General features: G+C 68.7%; 14 protein-coding genes. 7 read left to right on the top strand and 7 right to left on the bottom strand.

Features of this window, described 5'->3' with window-relative positions; translation table 11 throughout:
• Positions 1–23 precede the first annotated feature (23 nt).
• From DFQ14_RS00300 to DFQ14_RS00280, 5 genes are all read left to right on the top strand, one after another.
• Complete coding sequence (locus DFQ14_RS00300) at positions 24–1,568, top strand: NAD(P)H-hydrate dehydratase (protein WP_114451485.1); 1,545 nt, start codon at positions 24–26, stop codon at positions 1,566–1,568.
• 125 nt (positions 1,569–1,693) lie between these two features.
• Complete coding sequence (gene alr, locus DFQ14_RS00295) at positions 1,694–2,842, top strand: alanine racemase (protein WP_114450998.1); 1,149 nt, start codon at positions 1,694–1,696, stop codon at positions 2,840–2,842.
• Positions 2,839–3,954 (top strand): alpha/beta fold hydrolase, encoded by a 1,116-nt coding sequence (locus DFQ14_RS00290; protein WP_114450997.1) that lies wholly within the window; start codon positions 2,839–2,841, stop codon positions 3,952–3,954. The genes alr and DFQ14_RS00290 overlap by 4 nt, the downstream gene beginning before the upstream one ends.
• 14 nt (positions 3,955–3,968) lie before the next feature.
• A complete protein-coding gene (gene tsaE, locus DFQ14_RS00285) occupies positions 3,969–4,427 on the top strand; it encodes a tRNA (adenosine(37)-N6)-threonylcarbamoyltransferase complex ATPase subunit type 1 TsaE (protein WP_114451484.1) in 459 nt (152 codons plus the stop codon).
• 178 nt (positions 4,428–4,605) lie between these two features.
• Positions 4,606–5,409: a hypothetical protein gene (locus DFQ14_RS00280; RefSeq protein ID WP_114450996.1), complete on the top strand. Its 804-nt coding sequence runs from the start codon at positions 4,606–4,608 to the stop codon at positions 5,407–5,409.
• 9 nt (positions 5,410–5,418) lie between these two features.
• Here the strand turns inward: DFQ14_RS00280 and DFQ14_RS00275 are convergent, their stop codons facing one another.
• Positions 5,419–6,162, bottom strand: a complete 744-nt coding sequence (locus tag DFQ14_RS00275) for an IclR family transcriptional regulator (protein ID WP_246195826.1) — start codon at positions 6,160–6,162, stop codon at positions 5,419–5,421.
• 407 nt (positions 6,163–6,569) lie between these two features.
• Between DFQ14_RS00275 and aceB the strand changes: the two genes are divergently transcribed.
• Positions 6,570–8,186, top strand: a complete 1,617-nt coding sequence (aceB, locus tag DFQ14_RS00270) for a malate synthase A (protein ID WP_179951453.1) — start codon at positions 6,570–6,572, stop codon at positions 8,184–8,186.
• A 242-nt stretch (positions 8,187–8,428) separates the two neighbouring features.
• Positions 8,429–9,682 (top strand): DUF6986 family protein, encoded by a 1,254-nt coding sequence (locus DFQ14_RS00265; RefSeq protein ID WP_114451482.1) that lies wholly within the window; start codon positions 8,429–8,431, stop codon positions 9,680–9,682.
• A gap of 210 nt (positions 9,683–9,892) precedes the next feature.
• Here DFQ14_RS00265 and DFQ14_RS00260 read toward each other — a convergent pair whose 3' ends face one another.
• From DFQ14_RS00260 to uraD, 6 genes are all read right to left on the bottom strand, one after another.
• Entirely contained in the window at positions 9,893–10,969 is a 1,077-nt protein-coding gene (locus DFQ14_RS00260) for a S8 family peptidase (RefSeq protein WP_114450994.1), read from the bottom strand.
• A gap of 182 nt (positions 10,970–11,151) precedes the next feature.
• Positions 11,152–12,087 carry a glycoside hydrolase family 43 protein gene (locus tag DFQ14_RS00255; RefSeq protein ID WP_158546632.1) on the bottom strand — a complete coding sequence of 312 codons (936 nt, stop codon included), beginning with the start codon at positions 12,085–12,087 and terminating at the stop codon, positions 11,152–11,154.
• 213 nt (positions 12,088–12,300) lie between these two features.
• A complete protein-coding gene (locus DFQ14_RS00250; RefSeq protein WP_158546631.1) occupies positions 12,301–13,830 on the bottom strand; it encodes a nucleobase:cation symporter-2 family protein in 1,530 nt (509 codons plus the stop codon).
• Positions 13,831–14,019: 189 nt separating this feature from the next.
• A complete protein-coding gene (gene pucL / locus DFQ14_RS00245; RefSeq protein ID WP_114450992.1) occupies positions 14,020–14,910 on the bottom strand; it encodes a factor-independent urate hydroxylase in 891 nt (296 codons plus the stop codon).
• A 7-nt stretch (positions 14,911–14,917) separates the two neighbouring features.
• Entirely contained in the window at positions 14,918–15,268 is a 351-nt protein-coding gene (uraH, locus tag DFQ14_RS00240) for a hydroxyisourate hydrolase (protein ID WP_114450991.1), read from the bottom strand.
• Complete coding sequence (uraD, locus tag DFQ14_RS00235) at positions 15,265–15,792, bottom strand: 2-oxo-4-hydroxy-4-carboxy-5-ureidoimidazoline decarboxylase (protein ID WP_114450990.1); 528 nt, start codon at positions 15,790–15,792, stop codon at positions 15,265–15,267. Before uraD ends, uraH begins: the two co-directional genes overlap by 4 nt.
• Positions 15,793–15,957: the final 165 nt, after the last annotated feature.

Here is a 15,957-nt window from a genome sequence, read left to right as displayed (position 1 = left end):
CGAGCGTGTGGGTGGGAGAGTCCGTGCAGGGAGTGTGGACGCCGGATCAGGTGCGTGCCGCCGAGCAGCGGCTCTTCGAACGCACGCCCGAGCCGGCCGTCATGCAACGCGCCGCGCACGCGGTGTCCCTGCACACCGCCCGGCTGCTCGGTGCGCGTACGGGTGCCGTATCCGGAAGGCATGTCACGCTGCTCGTGGGCGCGGGCAACAACGGCGGGGACGCGTTGTGGGCCGGAGCGTTCCTACGCAGGCGTGGCGCAGGGGTCACCGCCCTGCTGCTGTCTCCCGCCAGGACGCACGCTGCGGGCCTCGCCGCGTTGCGCCGCGCCGGCGGCCGGGTGGTCGAGGCCGAGGATGCGAGCGCCGACACCGCCGGGGTCGGCGCGGAGGCCTCGGATGCGCTGGACCGTGCCGACGCCGTGGTCGACGGCATCGTCGGGTTGTCGGGGCGCGGTTCGCTGCGGCCGCGCGCCGCCGAGCTGGTCCGGCGCACCGCTGCCCCGGTCGTGGCCATCGACCTGCCCAGCGGTGTGGACCCACTCACCGGGATGGTGGACGGCCCGGCGGTCCGGGCCGATGTCACCGTGACGTTCGGGAGCCACAAGCCCGGCCACGTTCTCGGTGCGGGGCCGGAGCACTCGGGGGCGGTCGCGGTGATCGACATCGGTATCGACCCGCATCTCGGCGACCCGGAGTTCGTGCTGCTGGACACTGCCGATGTCGGCGCGGGATGGCCGGTCCCGGCCCCGATGGACGACAAGTACAGCCAGGGCGTGGTCGGTGTCGCGGCGGGCTCGGCGAACTTTCCCGGGGCGGCCGTGCTGGCCGGAGGCGCGGCGGTGCAGGCGACCTCCGGCATGGTCCGCTACGCGGGCCCGGCCGCCGATGTGGTGCGGTCGCACTGGCCGGAAGTGGTCGCCACCGGTTCGGTGGCCGACGCCGGGCGGGTGCAGGCCTGGTCCGTCGGCCCGGGAATCGGGACCGGCGCGAGCGGCCGTGCGGTCCTGGCCGAAGTCCTGGAATCCGGGCGTGCCGTGTGCGCCGATGCCGACGCGATCACGTTGCTGGCCGAGGACACGACCCTGTGGGACTCGCGGGATCCGGACGCGCCGCTGGTGCTGACCCCGCACAGCGGGGAGTTCGCGCGGTTGGCGGGGGACTTCGGCGGGGACCGGATCTCCGCCGCGCGCATGGTGGCGGCGCGGCACGATGTCGTGCTGCTGCTCAAGGGCAACAGCACCGTGGTCGCCGCTGCCGACGGCCGGGTGCTGGTGAACTCGTCGGGGCATGCCTGGCCCGCGACGGCCGGATCCGGGGATGTGCTCACCGGCCTGATCGGCGCCCTCCTGGCAAGCGGTGTCGAGCCGTGGCTGGCCTGTGGCTACGCCACGCATGTGCACTCCCTGGCCGCCGAGATCGCCGCCTCCGGCGGGAGGGGACGCCCCGACACACCCGGTACCCGCGGCCCGGACGGTGCTTCGGGCATGGGCGCGCCCATCGGCGCGTCGGCGCTGCTGGCGGCCGTCCCGGATGCCGTGCGCGCTGCCCGCGCCGACGCACTCGACTGACGCGGGTCGCGGCCCGCGCGGCGATGCCACTGCACCAGCTTGCGCAAAACCGCGGGAACCCGCCGTAGTGCCGGTGAGCAGGCAGAAGCGCGAGATCAAGGGCGCTGTGCGAAGATGGCCATGCCATGAACGACCAGACCGCGTACCGTGCCGACCTGCGTATCGAGGTCGGGGCGATCCGTCATAATGTCGCTGTTCTCGCCGACCGCGCGAGGCGTTCCGGGGCGCGGACGATGGCGGTCGTGAAGTCCGACGGCTACGGGCACGGTGCACTGACCGTGGCGCGGGCCGCTCTGGAATCCGGCGCGGAATGGCTCGGTGTGGCCTCCGTCACCGAGGCGCTGCACCTGCGCCGGGCGGGTATCGAGGCTCCGCTGCTGTGCTGGCTGTACTCCCACGGGGAGGATCTGACCCCCGCGGTCGCCGCCGGTGTCGACGTGTCGGCTTCCACCGTGGCGGATCTGCGCAGGATCGAGGAAGCGGCCTCCTCGCTCGGCCGTCCCGCGCGGGTGCACCTCAAGATCGACACGGGGCTGAACCGCAGCGGTTGTCCCCCCGAGCAGTGGCCCGACCTCGTCGAAAGCGCGGCGAAGGCGCAGGCCGACGGTGCCGTCGAGGTGCTCGCGGTGTGGTCGCACCTGGCCTGCGCCGACGAGCCCGGCCACCCGTCGGTCGACATGCAGGCCGACCGGTTCCGGCGTGCCTACGAACAGGCGCGGCAGGCGGGCCTGCGCCCGATGCGCCACCTGGCGAACTCGGCTGCGGTACTGACCCGCCCGGACCTGCACTTCGATCTCGTCCGGCCGGGGATCGCCGTCTACGGCCTGGACCCCGTCCCGCAGGCGGGGGACCACGGGCTGCGCCCGGCCATGACGTTTCGCTCCTCGGTGGTGCTGACGAAACGCATCGCCGCCGGTGAGGGGGTGTCCTATGGGCATTCGTGGCGGGCCGAGCAGCCGGTGACCGTCGCGCTGGTCCCGGTCGGCTACGCCGACGGGGTGCCGCGCACGCTGTCCGGCCGGTTCTCGGTCTGGTTGGCGGGTAAGCGCCGCCCCGTGGTCGGACGTGTGTGCATGGACCAACTCGTGGTGCTGTGCGATGACGACGCGGTCGCCGAAGGGGACGAGGTGGTGCTGTTCGGACCGGGTGACCGGTCGGAGCCGACCGCCGCGGAGTGGGCGGACACGCTGGGCACAATCCATTACGAGATCGTCACGGGAATGTATCGTCCTCGAGTGAGCCGAACCGTGGTGGAAACGGAGGCCGAGTCATGAAGCCGTGGCAGGCCCTCGTCTGGAGCGGTGGTGTACTGGGGGCCGCTGTAACCGGAACGGCGATGGGATTCGCCGCGCACAGTTCCCGTATCGCCGCCCAGCGACTCAGCGGTGTCGACGGTGACCCCTATGCGGACGAACCGCTCGGGCGTCTCAAACCCACCCGGCAGTCCACGGTGGCCGCCGATGACGGTGTTCCGCTGGCCGTGCAGGAGATCATGCCCGCCGACGGTGGTGAGGCGGAACTGACCGTGGTCCTCGTGCACGGGTACGCCCTGGATTCACGGTGCTGGCATTTCCAGCGCAGAGATCTCGCGGAACTCACCGGCCCCCGGGTGAAGCTGGTGCTCTACGATCAGCGCAGCCACGGCCGCTCGGGCCATTCCGGCAGGCAGAACAGCACGATCGAGCAGCTCGGCAGGGATCTCGACGCGATCCTGCGTGCGACGGCCAGTCAGGGGCCGGTTATGCTGGTCGGGCACTCGATGGGTGGCATGGCGATCATGGCGCTGGCCGAGCAGCGGCCGAAGCTGTTCGCCGATCGAATCTCGGCGGTGGCGCTGATCGGCACGTCGGCCGGCGAGATCGGAGCTTCCGGGCTCCCCAAGCCGTGGTTGTCCCGGCACAATCCGTTGACCCGCGGACTCGGTCTGGTGGCGGCCTGGCAGTCGGGGCTGGTCGAACGCGCACGCCGTACCGGATCCCAGCTCACCTGGAGCATCGTTCGCACTCTGGCTTTCGGGGGCGGGGAGGTCAGTACGGCCCTGGTCGACCTGGTGGACGACATGATCGCGGGAACGACCGTCGAGGTGGTCACGGACTTCCTGGACACCATCGGGTCCCACGACCGCAAGGCGGCGCTGGCCGGTTTGCGCCACTGCGAGGTCCTGGTGCTCGGTGGGGATGCCGACCGGCTCACCCCGTTCTCGCACGCCGAGGCGATCGTCGAGGAGCTGCCGGACGCCGAGCTGGTGCGGGTCGAAGGTGGTGGACACATGATCATACTGGATTGCAACAAGTTCGTCACGAAGCATCTGGTGGGATTGATCCGGCGCGCCGTGCCCGGGAACGACGGCGCGAGCGACCTGGCCGAGAAGGCGAGTGGCACGTGACCTCGGAAACCGTGATGCGGACGTACGAGTGCCCCCGGGAGACCGACTCGCTGGAGTTCGGCCGTCGGCTGGGCGAGCGGTTGCGTGCCGGAGATCTCGTGCTGCTGGCGGGCCCGCTGGGGGCGGGCAAGACCGTGCTCGCGCGTGGTATCGCCGCCGGGATGGGGGTGACCGGCCGTGTGGCCTCCCCGACGTTCGTGCTCGCGCGGGTGCACCGGCCCGCTACCGGGGGCGGTGACGCGGCACTGGTGCACGTGGACGCCTACCGCTTGACCACGTTGGACGAGCTCGACGACCTGGATCTGGACACGGATCTCACCGATGCCGCCGTCGTGGTGGAGTGGGGTGAGGGCGTGGCCGAACGCCTCGGTGACGAGTACCTCGTGGTGCGGCTGCGCCGTCGCGACGACGACGTTCGCGAGATCACCCTGGAGCCGCACGGCCCGTCCTGGATCGAGCGGGTCGCGCTCTGAAGCGCTTGGTGCCCGCCACCGAACCGGGATGCGGCAACATCGTTCGGATCACCCGATCGATTCTCGCGTGGCGCACCGGTGTTCGGGCACCATGGCGCGACGTGGCGGGGATTCCGGGAAGGCTTCTCGGTGGCCGACCCGGTTCCGGGTAACCGCCGGGTACCGCCAGGAGGTCGGTGTGGTCAGCTTTTTCCGGCGTTTTGCGGACGACGTTCGGAGGCGGCGGTACCTGGACGCGTACGCCGCCGGGTTCGTTGCCTTCGCCATGGCGGCTGTGACGATCTTCGTCGACACTCTCGGCGACGAGCTCCGGTGGGCCGCCGCTCTTGCGGGGATAGGGATCACCGTCCTGCGGCTCACCTCCCCGGAAAACCGGGCGGCTGCCACCCGTGGTGCTTCTGTCGGCGACCGGTCCGTGTTCGACGACAACCCGCTCGCGGAAAGACTGAAAACGGCCCGCGAGGTGTGTGTGTTCGCGCCCTCGGCGGTCAACGTGCTGAGCGAGCAGTACAGCGAGACACTGCGGAGAGATGTCCTGGGGCGCAGGCAGGGGCGCGTCCGGGTGATCGTTCTGGACCCCGCGGAGCGGGCGGCGGTGTCCCTGGCGGTGCGGCAACTGGACGAATCCCTGGATTACCAGCGCAGCGACCTCCGGGCCGACCTGGGATCCGTCGTCGAGGAGTTGCGGCGGATGAGCGAGTGGGATGTCGAAGGAAACTTCGAGTTCGGATTCCTGCCGTACAACCCGGGATTCAGCCTTCTCGCGCTGAACCCGAACTCGAGCGACGGTGTGGTGCTCGTCGAGCTGCACGGGTTTCACAACGAGTCGACGGCCAAACGGATGCACGTCGAGTTCACCAGGGGAAGCGATCCGTACTGGTACGAGTACTGGTGTCACCAGTTCGAGCGCATGTGGTCCCGGTCGCGGGTGCCGCGGACGGAGGCGGAAGACGTGGAAGTCACCGAGGAGCCGCGGCCCTGACTCGGCATTTCAGGGATGCTCGTTCGCGGTGCTGAGTTCGGTGCCGAGTTCGCGGGCGAGCCGCTGCATCAGCGGGATGACCTCGTCGGTGGTGATGCGGGCCATGCGCCCCTCCGGCCCGCTGATGGAGATCGCGGCGCCGGCGGGTGCGTCGGGGACGGCAACGGCATAGCAGCGCACGCCGACTTCCTGCTCTCCGTCGTCGAGCGCGTAACCGGCCTGGCGGATCTCGGTCAGCTCCGCCTGCATACCGGTGACCGTGGTGATCGTGCGCTCGGTCTGCGGCTCCATGCTGGACCGGGACAGCACCTGTGTGACCGCTTCGTCGGACATGGTGGCCATCACGGCCTTGCCGACCGCCGTCGCGTGCGCGTCGACACGCCTGCCCACCTCGGTGAACATCCGCATCGAGTGTTGTGAGGGCACCTGCGAGACGTAGACGATCTGCGTGCCCTCGAGCACGGCCATGTTGGAGGTCTCGCCGGTGGCTTCGGTCAACTCGGCCAGGTACGGGCGCGCCCAGGATCCGAGTGCGCGGCTGGCCGTCTCGCCGAGTCGGATCAGGCTGGGTCCGAGGGCGTAGCGCCGCGAGGGCTGCTGGCGCGCGTATCCGGAGCTGACGAGGGTGCGCATGATGCGGTGGATCGTCGGCAGGGGCAGTGCGGAGGCCTCGGCGAGGTCGCTCAGCGTCACCTCGCCTCCCGCGTCGGCCATCAGTTCCAGGAGTTCGAAGGTGCGTTCGACCGACTGCACGCCTGCTCCCTGGCCGGACTTGGACCGTTCCGGCCCGTTTCGGTCGGGACCTCTCCGCCCGGCACCTCCGCGGTCGGATCCATTCCGACCGGCACCGTCCCGTCCAGCCGTCATCGCGACGATCCTCTTCCCATCTCGTGCTCGGCCTGCTTGACCAGCCCCGCGGTGACCGTCCGCGGTTGGTGGGCCCACCCTAGAGCCACCGGCCGTTCCGGAACCCGGACGGGTGGGCCAGGCCATCTTGCCTCAAGCAACATGTGGAAACTAACCTCCACGATACAGAAAACATTACGGATGTACCGCTAGCCGGTTGGGCCCCTACCACGGGTGCACGGGCGCGACCGTCGCGGCACGCTGGCCTTGGCCACCGTCTGTGAACCCGGCACCAGAAAGAGGTGGACGTCTCCATGTCCCAATCCACTCCGTCCGGATCGGAAATCGCACAGGGTGTGCAGGTGCTCGGCGGCGCTGTCGAGCGCGGCGACGAGATTCTCACCCCCGAGGCACTCGACTTCGTCGCGCGCCTGCAGCGCTCGTTCGGCAGCCGCCGCGACGAACTCCTGGAGCGCCGCAAGCAGCGCCGTGCCGAGGCCGCCCGTAACGGCAAGCTGGACTTCCTCGAATCCACCCGCGAGATCCGCGAGTCCGACTGGCAGGTCGCCGAAGCACCTGCTGCGCTGCAGGACCGCCGGGTGGAGATCACCGGGCCGACCGACCGCAAGATGTCGGTCAACGCGCTGAACTCCGGTGCCAGGGTGTGGCTGGCCGACCTGGAGGACGCCAACACCCCGCACTGGTCCAACGTCGTGTCCGGCCAGGTCAACCTCTACGACGTGATCCGCAAGCAGGTGGAGCTGACCACGCCGGAGGGCAAGCAGTACAAGCTCCGCGACGACATCGAGCACGCCGTGCCGCTGGTGCGCCCGCGCGGCTGGCACTTCGACGAGCGTCACATCCTCATCGACGGCAAGCCCGCCGTCGGTGCGCTGGTGGACTTCGGTCTGTACTTCTTCCACAACGCCCACGAGGGGCTCGAGCGGGGCAGCGGCCCGTACTTCTACCTGCCGAAGATGGAAAGCCATCTGGAGGCACGGTTGTGGAACGACGTGTTCGTGCAGGCCCAGCAGGAGCTCGGCGTCCCGCACGGCTCGGTGCGCGCGACGGTGCTCATCGAGACCATTCCGGCGGCGTTCGAGATGGAGGAGATCCTCTACGAACTGCGCGACCACAGCGGGGGCCTCAACGCGGGGCGCTGGGACTACCTGTTCAGCGTGATCAAGACCTTCCGCGAGTCCGACAGGTACATCCTCCCGGACCGCAACAGCGTCACGATGACCGCGCCGTTCATGCGTGCCTACACCGAGCTGCTGGTGCGCACGTGCCACAAGCGCGGCGCCTTCGCCATCGGGGGCATGGCGGCGTTCATCCCGAACCGCCGTGACCCGGAGGTCACGGAGAAGGCGATGGCCAAGATCCACGACGACAAGAACCGCGAGGCCGCCGACGGTTTCGACGGTTCCTGGGTCGCGCACCCCGACACGGTGTCGGTGTGCAAGGAGGAGTTCGACGCGGTGCTCGGCGACAAGCCGAACCAGCTCGACCGCAAGCGCGAGGACGTTTCGGTGACCGCCGAGGACCTGCTCGACGTCGCCGCCACCCCCGGTGCCAGGAGCATCGAGGGACTCCGGAGCGCCGTGGACATCGGTGTGCGCTACATCGTGTCCTGGCTGGGGGGCAACGGCGCGGCCGGCATCCACAACATGATGGAGGACGCGGCGACCGCCGAGATCTCGCGGTCGCAGCTGTGGCAGTGGCTGCACAACGACGTCGTCCTGGCCGATGGTCGACAGGTGACCAAGGAACTCGTTCGCGAGGTGCTGGCCGACACCGAAAAGCAGCTCCGCAGCGAGGAGGGCTTCCCGGTCGAGAACCTCGGCCGTGCGGTCGAGCTGTTCGAGCGGGTGGCGGTGGCCGACGAGTTCGCCGACTTCCTCACGTTGCCCGCTTATGAGTACATCGACTGAGACGGACGATTCCAGCGGCTTGCTCGGGTGGTTGCTGAACCGCCGCCCCATTTGGCGCCTTGCTGCGTTGACGCCCGCTTGGGTAGCGACCTACACGGCGCGGACGCCTGCCTTGCAATGCATCCAAATGGAACGGCGGGAGTGGTCCCTCTGCTCAGGGTGATCATTCGGACGTGCAACACAGCAGTAGCGCCGAACACGTCGATCCCACTCGTCTGAGTGGCCGAAGGAGAGGAGTGCACGTGGCCAGGAGCTCCCTGGAGACCGCGGAGGTCGAGCAGCGGCTTTCGCGATTGTCCGCAGTGGACGAGCACATGGCGGACCGGTATCCGGGTGCCACCCATCGGAGGCAGCCGGTGCACACCTGCTACGTGCCCGCGGGCAAGGTGGACGCCGACACCGTGCGGCGGTGGTCCCGGGAGGCTCTGGCCGCACTCGACGAGCACGCGGCACAGCCCCGGGATCTCGCGGGGATCCTGGGGCTGGCCCCGCAGGACGCGGCTGCGGTGCACCCGCGCGTGCGGGCGAAGCTGCTCGATGCCCCGATCGAGGACCTGCGGATCGACTTCGAGGACGGTTACGGCCGTCCGGACGACGAGGTCGAGGACGCCGACGCGGAGCGCACGGCCGGTGTCGTGGCCGAGTGGTTCCGGCAGGGCACGGCACCGGACAACGTCGGCCTGCGGGTGAAGTCCTTCGACGACCCGCAGCTGCGGAGCAGGTCCGTGCGGACCCTGGACATATTCCTGACCGAACTCGTCCGGGCCCGTGGGGAACTGCCAGGGGGATTGCGGCTGACCTTCCCCAAGGTCGTCGACGTGTCCCAGATCGAGGTCTTCGTCGAGATCCTCCAGCTCCTGGAGCAGCGGCTCGATCTGGACGAGGGGGCGCTCTCGTTCGAGATCCAGGTCGAAACCACGCAGTCCATCGTGGATTCCGAGGGTCGGATGGCCCTGCCGCGCTTCCTCCGCGCGGGCCGGGGCCGGGTCAGCGGGCTGCACTTCGGCACCTACGACTACACCGCCAGCTGCGGCCTGACCGCGGTGCATCAGCATCTCGCACATCGGGCCTGCGACTTCGCCCGGCACGTGATGCAGGTGTCGGCGGCCGGTACCGGGGTTTTCCTCTCCGACGGATCGACGAACGTGCTCCCGGTCGGTGAGCAGGTACACCACGGCTGGAAGATGCATTACGGCCTGGCGCGGCGCTCGCTGGAGCACGGCTTTTTCCAGGGCTGGGACATGCACCCGGCGCAGCTGGTCACCCGGTACGCGGCGGTGTTCACCGCGTTTCGCGAATCGGCTCCGGCCGAGGCGAAGCGGTTGTCGGCCTACGTCTTCGCCACCGGCGGGGCGGTCCTCGACGAGCCGGCGACCGCGCGCGCATTGGCGGCGTCGTTCGTCCGGGCGATGGACAACGGTGCCACCGACTCCGCGGAGGTCTACGAGATGACGGGTCTGTCCGAGTCGAAGGTCCGCGAACTCGGCCGGCTGTAGGGCCGGTGAGTACCCGGTGAGCGGACCGTTTCGGTCTCTGGGCCGTCGTCGCGGTCACCGCTCTGGTGACCCGCCGCCGCAGCGCCGCCTCCCGGTGCGGGCGGCGCTGCTGTCGGAGCCGGTGAGCGGGTAACCCGGTGACCACTGCGGGGGCGCACCGATTCCGCACCGGTACGCCCCCGCTGACTGGTGGTCAGAGCCGCCCGGCGGTCACAGCGGCTGGTTGACGGCGGCTTCGGCATCGACGATGCCGTGCCCGAACAGGGGAGTGAACAACCCGGTCTGCTCGAGCAGCGGGGTGCGCGCCGTTTCCAGCAGAGCCTGCTCCACGCCTGCGGCCGTACGCCCCTGGGCGCTCAGGAGTGCGGCGACCCCGGCGACGTGCGGGGCGGCCATGGAGGTCCCGGCGAAGGAGTCGTAGTTGTCGCTGCCGCATTCGGTCGAACCGGTGCCTCGGGGAACGGTGGACCACACGTCCTCGGCACAGGACTGGATCGCCGAACCACCCGGCGCCGCCAGCGAGTTGGCGTCCAACTTGATGCCGAGGTTGGAGTACAGGGAGTGGAACTCGTTGCGGTCGGTCGCCGTGACGCACAGGGCGCCCGACTCCCAGGAAGGTGTGGCGCACAGCGGTGAGAGTTCGTTCCCGGCCGCGGCGACCACCACGACCCCCTTCTCACGCGCGTAGGCGATCGCGTCCTTGGCCGCGCTCTGCAGACCGGTCAGCGTCAGCAGTTGCGCACCGGGGAGAGCTCCCACGCTGAGGTTGATCACGTCCGCGCCGTGGTCGGCCGCGTAGCGGATACCGGCTGCGATATCGGTGAAGCTGCCGGAACCACCTTCCAGCACCTTGATCGGCATGATGCGGGCATCCGGTGCCACTCCGGCGATACCGATCCCGTTGTCGGTGGCCGCGGCCGCGATGCCGGACACGTGAGTCCCGTGGGTGTCGCTGGGTTGACCCTTGCCGTCCACCCCTTTCCAGCCGCCGTTTCCGCACGGAGCGGGATTCTGTCCACAACCGACGAAGGTGGCCCCGGGCACCAGTTGGGACTTCAGATCGGGGTGATTCAGGTCGACACCGGTGTCCACCACGGCGATGACCTGCCCGGCACCGGTGCTTTCGGACCATGCTTCGGGGGCATGGATCTGCTCGATGCCCCACTGCTTGCTTCGGAGGGGGTCGTCGGTGGACTGCACGGTGCCGGGTTCGGCCGCCGCGGCAGGTGCCGCGAGGACGAGCGTGCCTGCGGCGGCACAGGCGGTGATCACTGATCGCAACCGCATGGAATCTCCCATGGTTTAAGGCACGGTTCAGGCGATCAACGACCATGGGAGTGCCGGGGTGACGACCGTTACGTCATCGTTTTTGACTTCGATGGCAACGTCGGCGACGCGGTGTTCGGACGGCGCTCGAGGCCGCCGCGGGCCGCAACCGCAGCAGCCGCGGATGCGGTCGCGGCCACGGATCAGCGGGCCAGCACGGGATGCAGGCCGTTCCAGCGCAGGCCGGCCACATACATTCCGCGCGGGCCACCGGGAGCGGCGAGATCGCCGTGGAAGACGATGTGCTCGGAGTCCTCGACCACGTCCTGACCACCGGGGTCGGCCACCTGGCCGTCGAGTGTGTCCTTGCTCAGGAAAGCGCCCGGAGCCTTGGTATACGGCCCGGTGAGTGTCGGGGAGGTCGCGTAGTTCGTGAAATACCGGCCGCTGTCGAACGTGTTCGCGGAATAGAACAGGACATAGCCCTGCTCACGCCGCACCAGCGTGGGCGCTTCGATCACTCCGGCCTCCTCCGGGCGCGTCGATCGCAGCAGCACGACCTCCGAGCCCTGCTGGGTGAGCCCGTCGGCGGCGACGGGACGCAGCCGGATCGCGGAAGGTCCGCCTCGCGCACGAGCACCGCGCGAGTCCTTGTACAGCAGGTAGCGACGGCCGTCGGAGTCGACGAAGGCGGCCGGATCGATGACATCGCCCCGCCCGGCCCCGCAGACCAGCGGCTGCGGGCCGGTGGGTGCGAAAGGACCGCCGGGGGTGTCGGCGACGGCCGCGCCGAGGCACTGCTGCCGGTTTCCGGAATGGAAAGCGGTGTAGTAGAGCAGGAATGTCCCGTCGTCGCGCCTGCTGACGTCGGGAGCCCAGATATTCGGATGGCCCTGTGCGTCGGGTCCGATCCACTCCGGAAGGTTGCTCGAGGGCAACGCGTCGGGCTGGTGCCGCCACGGTCCGGTGAGGTCTTCGGCAGTGGCGACCTGTACGTTCGTGCCTCCGCTGTTCGTGGCATAGGCCCAGCGGACTCCGGCGATGTCGACAACGCCGGGATCGGGAAAGTCCCGATCGATCACGAGGTGGACCACATCGGACGTTGCCGTGTGGTGCGGGCCGGTTGCTCGGGCCGACACGGGCGGACAGGGGAGTGCGGCCAGAGCCGCTGTGGTGATGACGGCGCGACGTGAGTACCGCGGGAATCGCTGCACGATCTCTCCTGGAGGGGCTTCGTGCGCTCATTGCACCCGATCACGTCCGGCTCCGCCCCCTGCGTTGCTCCGACGGGGGACCCCCGAAAGGAGTCGGGCCCGCGGGCGTTGCCGCGGGCCCGGGGCGATCGAGACCGGTCAGGTACTCGGTTCGGCGTTGCGGCCGGACCGTTCGGAGTGCGGTACCGATACGGGGCCGGACTCCTGACCTGTGGCGCCGACGTCCTCGGAGTCGGTGGCCGTGCTGGTGGAGTCCTGCGCCAGAGCGGCCAGCGGATCCTGATCGCCGTCCTCACCTTGCGCGGCCAGCTCGGCCTTGCGTGCTCGGCCGCTGTTGAACAGCAGGTTCAGTGCCACCGCGGCGATGCAGCCGGTGCTGATGCCGGAGTCGAGCACCGTGCGCATCGCAGCGGGGAAGTGCTCGTAGAACCCCGGTGCGACGATCGGGATGATGCCCACACCCATCGAGCCCGCGACGATGAGGGCGTTGAACGGGTCGCCCAGTCCGGCCTTGCCGAGTGTGCGCATGCCACTGGCGGCCACGGAGCCGAACAGCACCAGGGCGGCACCGCCCAGCACGGGCTGTGGCACGAGCGAGACGATCGCACCGGCCACCGGGAACAATCCGAGCACGATGAGCACGCCACCGGCCGCGGCGACCACGAAGCGGCTCTTGACCCGGGTCAGCGCCACCAGCCCGATGTTCTGGGCGAAGGCGCTGCAGGTGAAGCCACCGAACACCGAGCTCAGCGCACTGCCCGCACCGTCGGCACGCAGACCGGCCGAAATGAGCTTCTCGTCGGCGGGACGGTCGACGATCTCACCGAGCGCGATCATGTCGGCGGTGCTTTCCATCATCGCCACCAGCATCACGATGCAGATCGAGATGGTCGCGGTGAGGTTGAACGCGGGAGCACCGAGCTCGAACGGCATGGGGAAGTTGAACACCGGTGCCTGTTCGAAGGTGCCGGTGTTCACCGCGCCGAGCGGCCAGGCCACGAGCGTGCCCACAACCAGACCGAGGAGCAGGGCGATCCGGTTGAGGAATCCCTTCAGGAAGCGGTTGAGCAGCAGAACGAGAACGAAGGTACCGGCGCCGAGGCCGAGCTTGAGCGGGGAGGCGTAGTCGGCTGCTTCCGGATCCTGCCCGGCGATCCAACCGATCGCGACCGGAAACAGCGACAGACCGATCAGTGTGATCACGGTTCCGTTGACCACGGGTGGAAAGAACCGCACCATTCTGGAAAAGTACGGCGCTGCGAAAAACGCGAGGACACCGGCGATCAGCACCGCGCCGTAGATGACCGACAGTGATTTCATTTCGCCCTGCTGGGACACAATGGCCAACATCGGTGCGACGGAGGCGAATGTGACGCCGTTGACGAACGGCAACCTGGCACCGATGCGCCAGACGCCGATGGACTGCAACAGGGTCGCCAACCCCGCGGTGAGCAGGCTGGCACCGATCAGCAGGGTCATCTCCACCGGGGCGAGCCCGAGAGCTTGGCCGACAATCAGCGGTGGTGCGGCAACACCGGCGTACATCGCTGCGACGTGCTGGACGCCGTAGGCGGTCAGTTTGCCCGGAGGAAGCATTTGGTCCACGGGATGGACTTCGGAACTTCCGTCGCGGGTGCCGTGGTCGCTCCGTTTGACGAAAAGGGCCATAGGGGACTCCTGGGCCGCAGGGAAAAGGTCAGAGCAGAGGAGTTTCGAATTCGGCACTCGGGCCGGTTTTCCCGCATATTGCGGGCGCACGAAGAAAGGATCGGTGAGAAGCGGTTCTCCGCGGACGAAAGCCGCGCCATTCCGGGAAGGACGGGGCCGCCGAACAACGGCGGCCCCACTACGTGTCGATCAGAATTCGGGGAGGGTGTACCAGGCCTGCGGCGCCGGCGGGACGTCATCGCGGGTCACGGTGCCCTCGATCAGCCCGTAGGGACGGTCGGCGGCGATGTAGACCTCGTTGTCGTTGTCCAGCCCGAACCGCTCCAGGTCGTAGAGGAAGTTGTGCTTGTTCGGCAGCGACATCCGGACCTCGGCGACCTCCGGCTGCTTTTCGAGCACCGCCTTGCCCATCTCGTAGAGGGTCTGCTGCAGCGCGTAGCTGTGCGTGGTGGCGAATGCTTCCAGCATGGTGCTGCGGATGGCCTCGAAGCTCTTGGCCCAGTCCACATCGGTGTGCAGGTAGCGCCACCGCGCGGTCACGGCGGTGGCCAGGATCCGGTCGGTGGTCTCGGCCAGCGTGGTGTACTTGTCCTTGGGGTAGCCCCAGAACTCCGAGCCGGTGGACTTGAGCACGACGAGGTCCTTGAGGCCGGAGACCACGTGGGCCTGCGATCCGTCGATGGTCACCGCAGTGGTGCGCTTCTCCTCGCCTGCGCGGGCGAAGGAGTGATCGTGACCGGCCCCGCCGACGGGGATCCGCTCCCAGCCGTACTCCTCGATGAGTACGCGTGCGCCCTCGACGGGCTCCTGGGAGTCGACGAAGTGCCTGCCGAGGCGCAGCCCGAAGTCCTCGATCTCGTTGACCGGAGATTCCTTGGCCAGGGCGAAGACGGTGTTCTTCTGCGTGTCGGTCGGCAGCACGTTGCTGTTGTCACCGCTCAGATGTGCCTGGTCGAACGCCCCGCGCAGCGAGGTGCTGACATTGAGGTCCTTGATGCGGTGTCGGTCGCTGCTGCGGTCGACGGTGACGAGGCGGCACTCGGCCTTGCCGTACTGGTTCTCACCAATGACGATGCCCATGAGGTGGTCAACTCCCTCGGTAGGTGGAATAGGCGAACGGGCTCAACAACAGCGGCACGTGGTAGTGCTGCTCGGGATCGCCGATGCGGAAGGTGATCTGCACCTGCGGGTAGAAGGACTCGGTGCCCAACTGCTCGAAGTAGGCGCCTGTGGCGAAGGTCAGTCGGTAGTCGCCGGCTTCCAGTCGCTGCGGACCGAGTTGCTTGACTCGGCCGTCGTCGTTGGTTCGTGCCTCGGCCAGGTGTGTCCAGTCGGATCCGTCGGCTGCTTCGAGCCGAACCGCGATCCCGGCCGCGGGCAGGCCCCGTGCGGCGTCCAGCACGTGCGTGGTCACCGCACTGGTTGTGTCGGTACTCAACTTTCGATCACCCTTGCCAGTCGCAGTCGTGCGATCTTGCGTAGTTCGTCGGCGACGATCCGCATTTCCGTGGCCCGGTCGTTGTCCAGGCGGGAGCGCAGGATCTCCAGCAGTTCGGCACCGCTGCGGCCACTGGCGCAGACGAGGTAGACGTGGCCGAACCGCCGTTCGTACTCCTCGTTGCCCTCCCGCAGCGCGGTGACCAGTTCGGCATCCTCGGCATCCACCCCGGACTGCTCGCTGCGCGACCACGTCGAGGAGGTACCACTGCCCTGCGAGCGTTCCCCGATCCTGGGGTGGGCCGCGAGAGCGGTGTGGATCTCGTCGTCGGTGAGGTCGGGCGCTGCCGCATCGGCCGCTGCGTAGAGCTCGGCCGCGTCGGCGAAGGGGCGCCGATCGGCGATTTCGTGTGCCCAGCGCTGTACGTCGAGGCAGGCGAGAAGCTGCTTGATCAGCTCGGGCCTCGGCAGGCTGTTGACCCTGCCGAGGCCGGAGCCGGTGTCGGTCGATGATGGTGCTGACATAGGAAAGACCCCACGGATTCGCGGACGGTGCGCTCCGGCGTGGGCCGTGGTTGGCCGTTGGAGCGGCGCGGTGAAGGCAGAAGCTACGCCTGTGTCGCCGCGAACGTCAACAGTTTGTTGAATGCGCAGGTCTCTCGATTGTGCAGCGGCACAATTCCGAGGCTC

The sequence above is a fragment of the Halopolyspora algeriensis genome (genome assembly GCF_003337235.1).
GTDB classification, from domain to species: Bacteria; Actinomycetota; Actinomycetes; order Mycobacteriales; family Pseudonocardiaceae; genus Haloactinomyces; species Haloactinomyces algeriensis.
Note: the sequence above shows the minus strand (reverse complement) of the source record. Positions and strands in the feature narration are given on the sequence as shown.

Bases quoted from the DNA above. Each gene is read 5' to 3' on its own strand.
- alr (WP_114450998.1), top strand. From the start codon at position 1,694: ATGAACGACCAGACCGCGTACCGTGCCGACCTGCGTATCGAGGTCGGG.
- DFQ14_RS00290 (WP_114450997.1), top strand. From the start codon at position 2,839: ATGAAGCCGTGGCAGGCCCTCGTCTGGAGCGGTGGTGTACTGGGGGCC.
- tsaE (WP_114451484.1), top strand. From the start codon at position 3,969: ATGCGGACGTACGAGTGCCCCCGGGAGACCGACTCGCTGGAGTTCGGC.
- aceB (WP_179951453.1), top strand. From the start codon at position 6,570: ATGTCCCAATCCACTCCGTCCGGATCGGAAATCGCACAGGGTGTGCAG.
- DFQ14_RS00260 (WP_114450994.1), bottom strand. From the start codon at position 10,969: ATGCGGTTGCGATCAGTGATCACCGCCTGTGCCGCCGCAGGCACGCTC.
- DFQ14_RS00250 (WP_158546631.1), bottom strand. From the start codon at position 13,830: ATGGCCCTTTTCGTCAAACGGAGCGACCACGGCACCCGCGACGGAAGT.
- pucL (WP_114450992.1), bottom strand. From the start codon at position 14,910: ATGGGCATCGTCATTGGTGAGAACCAGTACGGCAAGGCCGAGTGCCGC.
- uraD (WP_114450990.1), bottom strand. From the start codon at position 15,792: ATGTCAGCACCATCATCGACCGACACCGGCTCCGGCCTCGGCAGGGTC.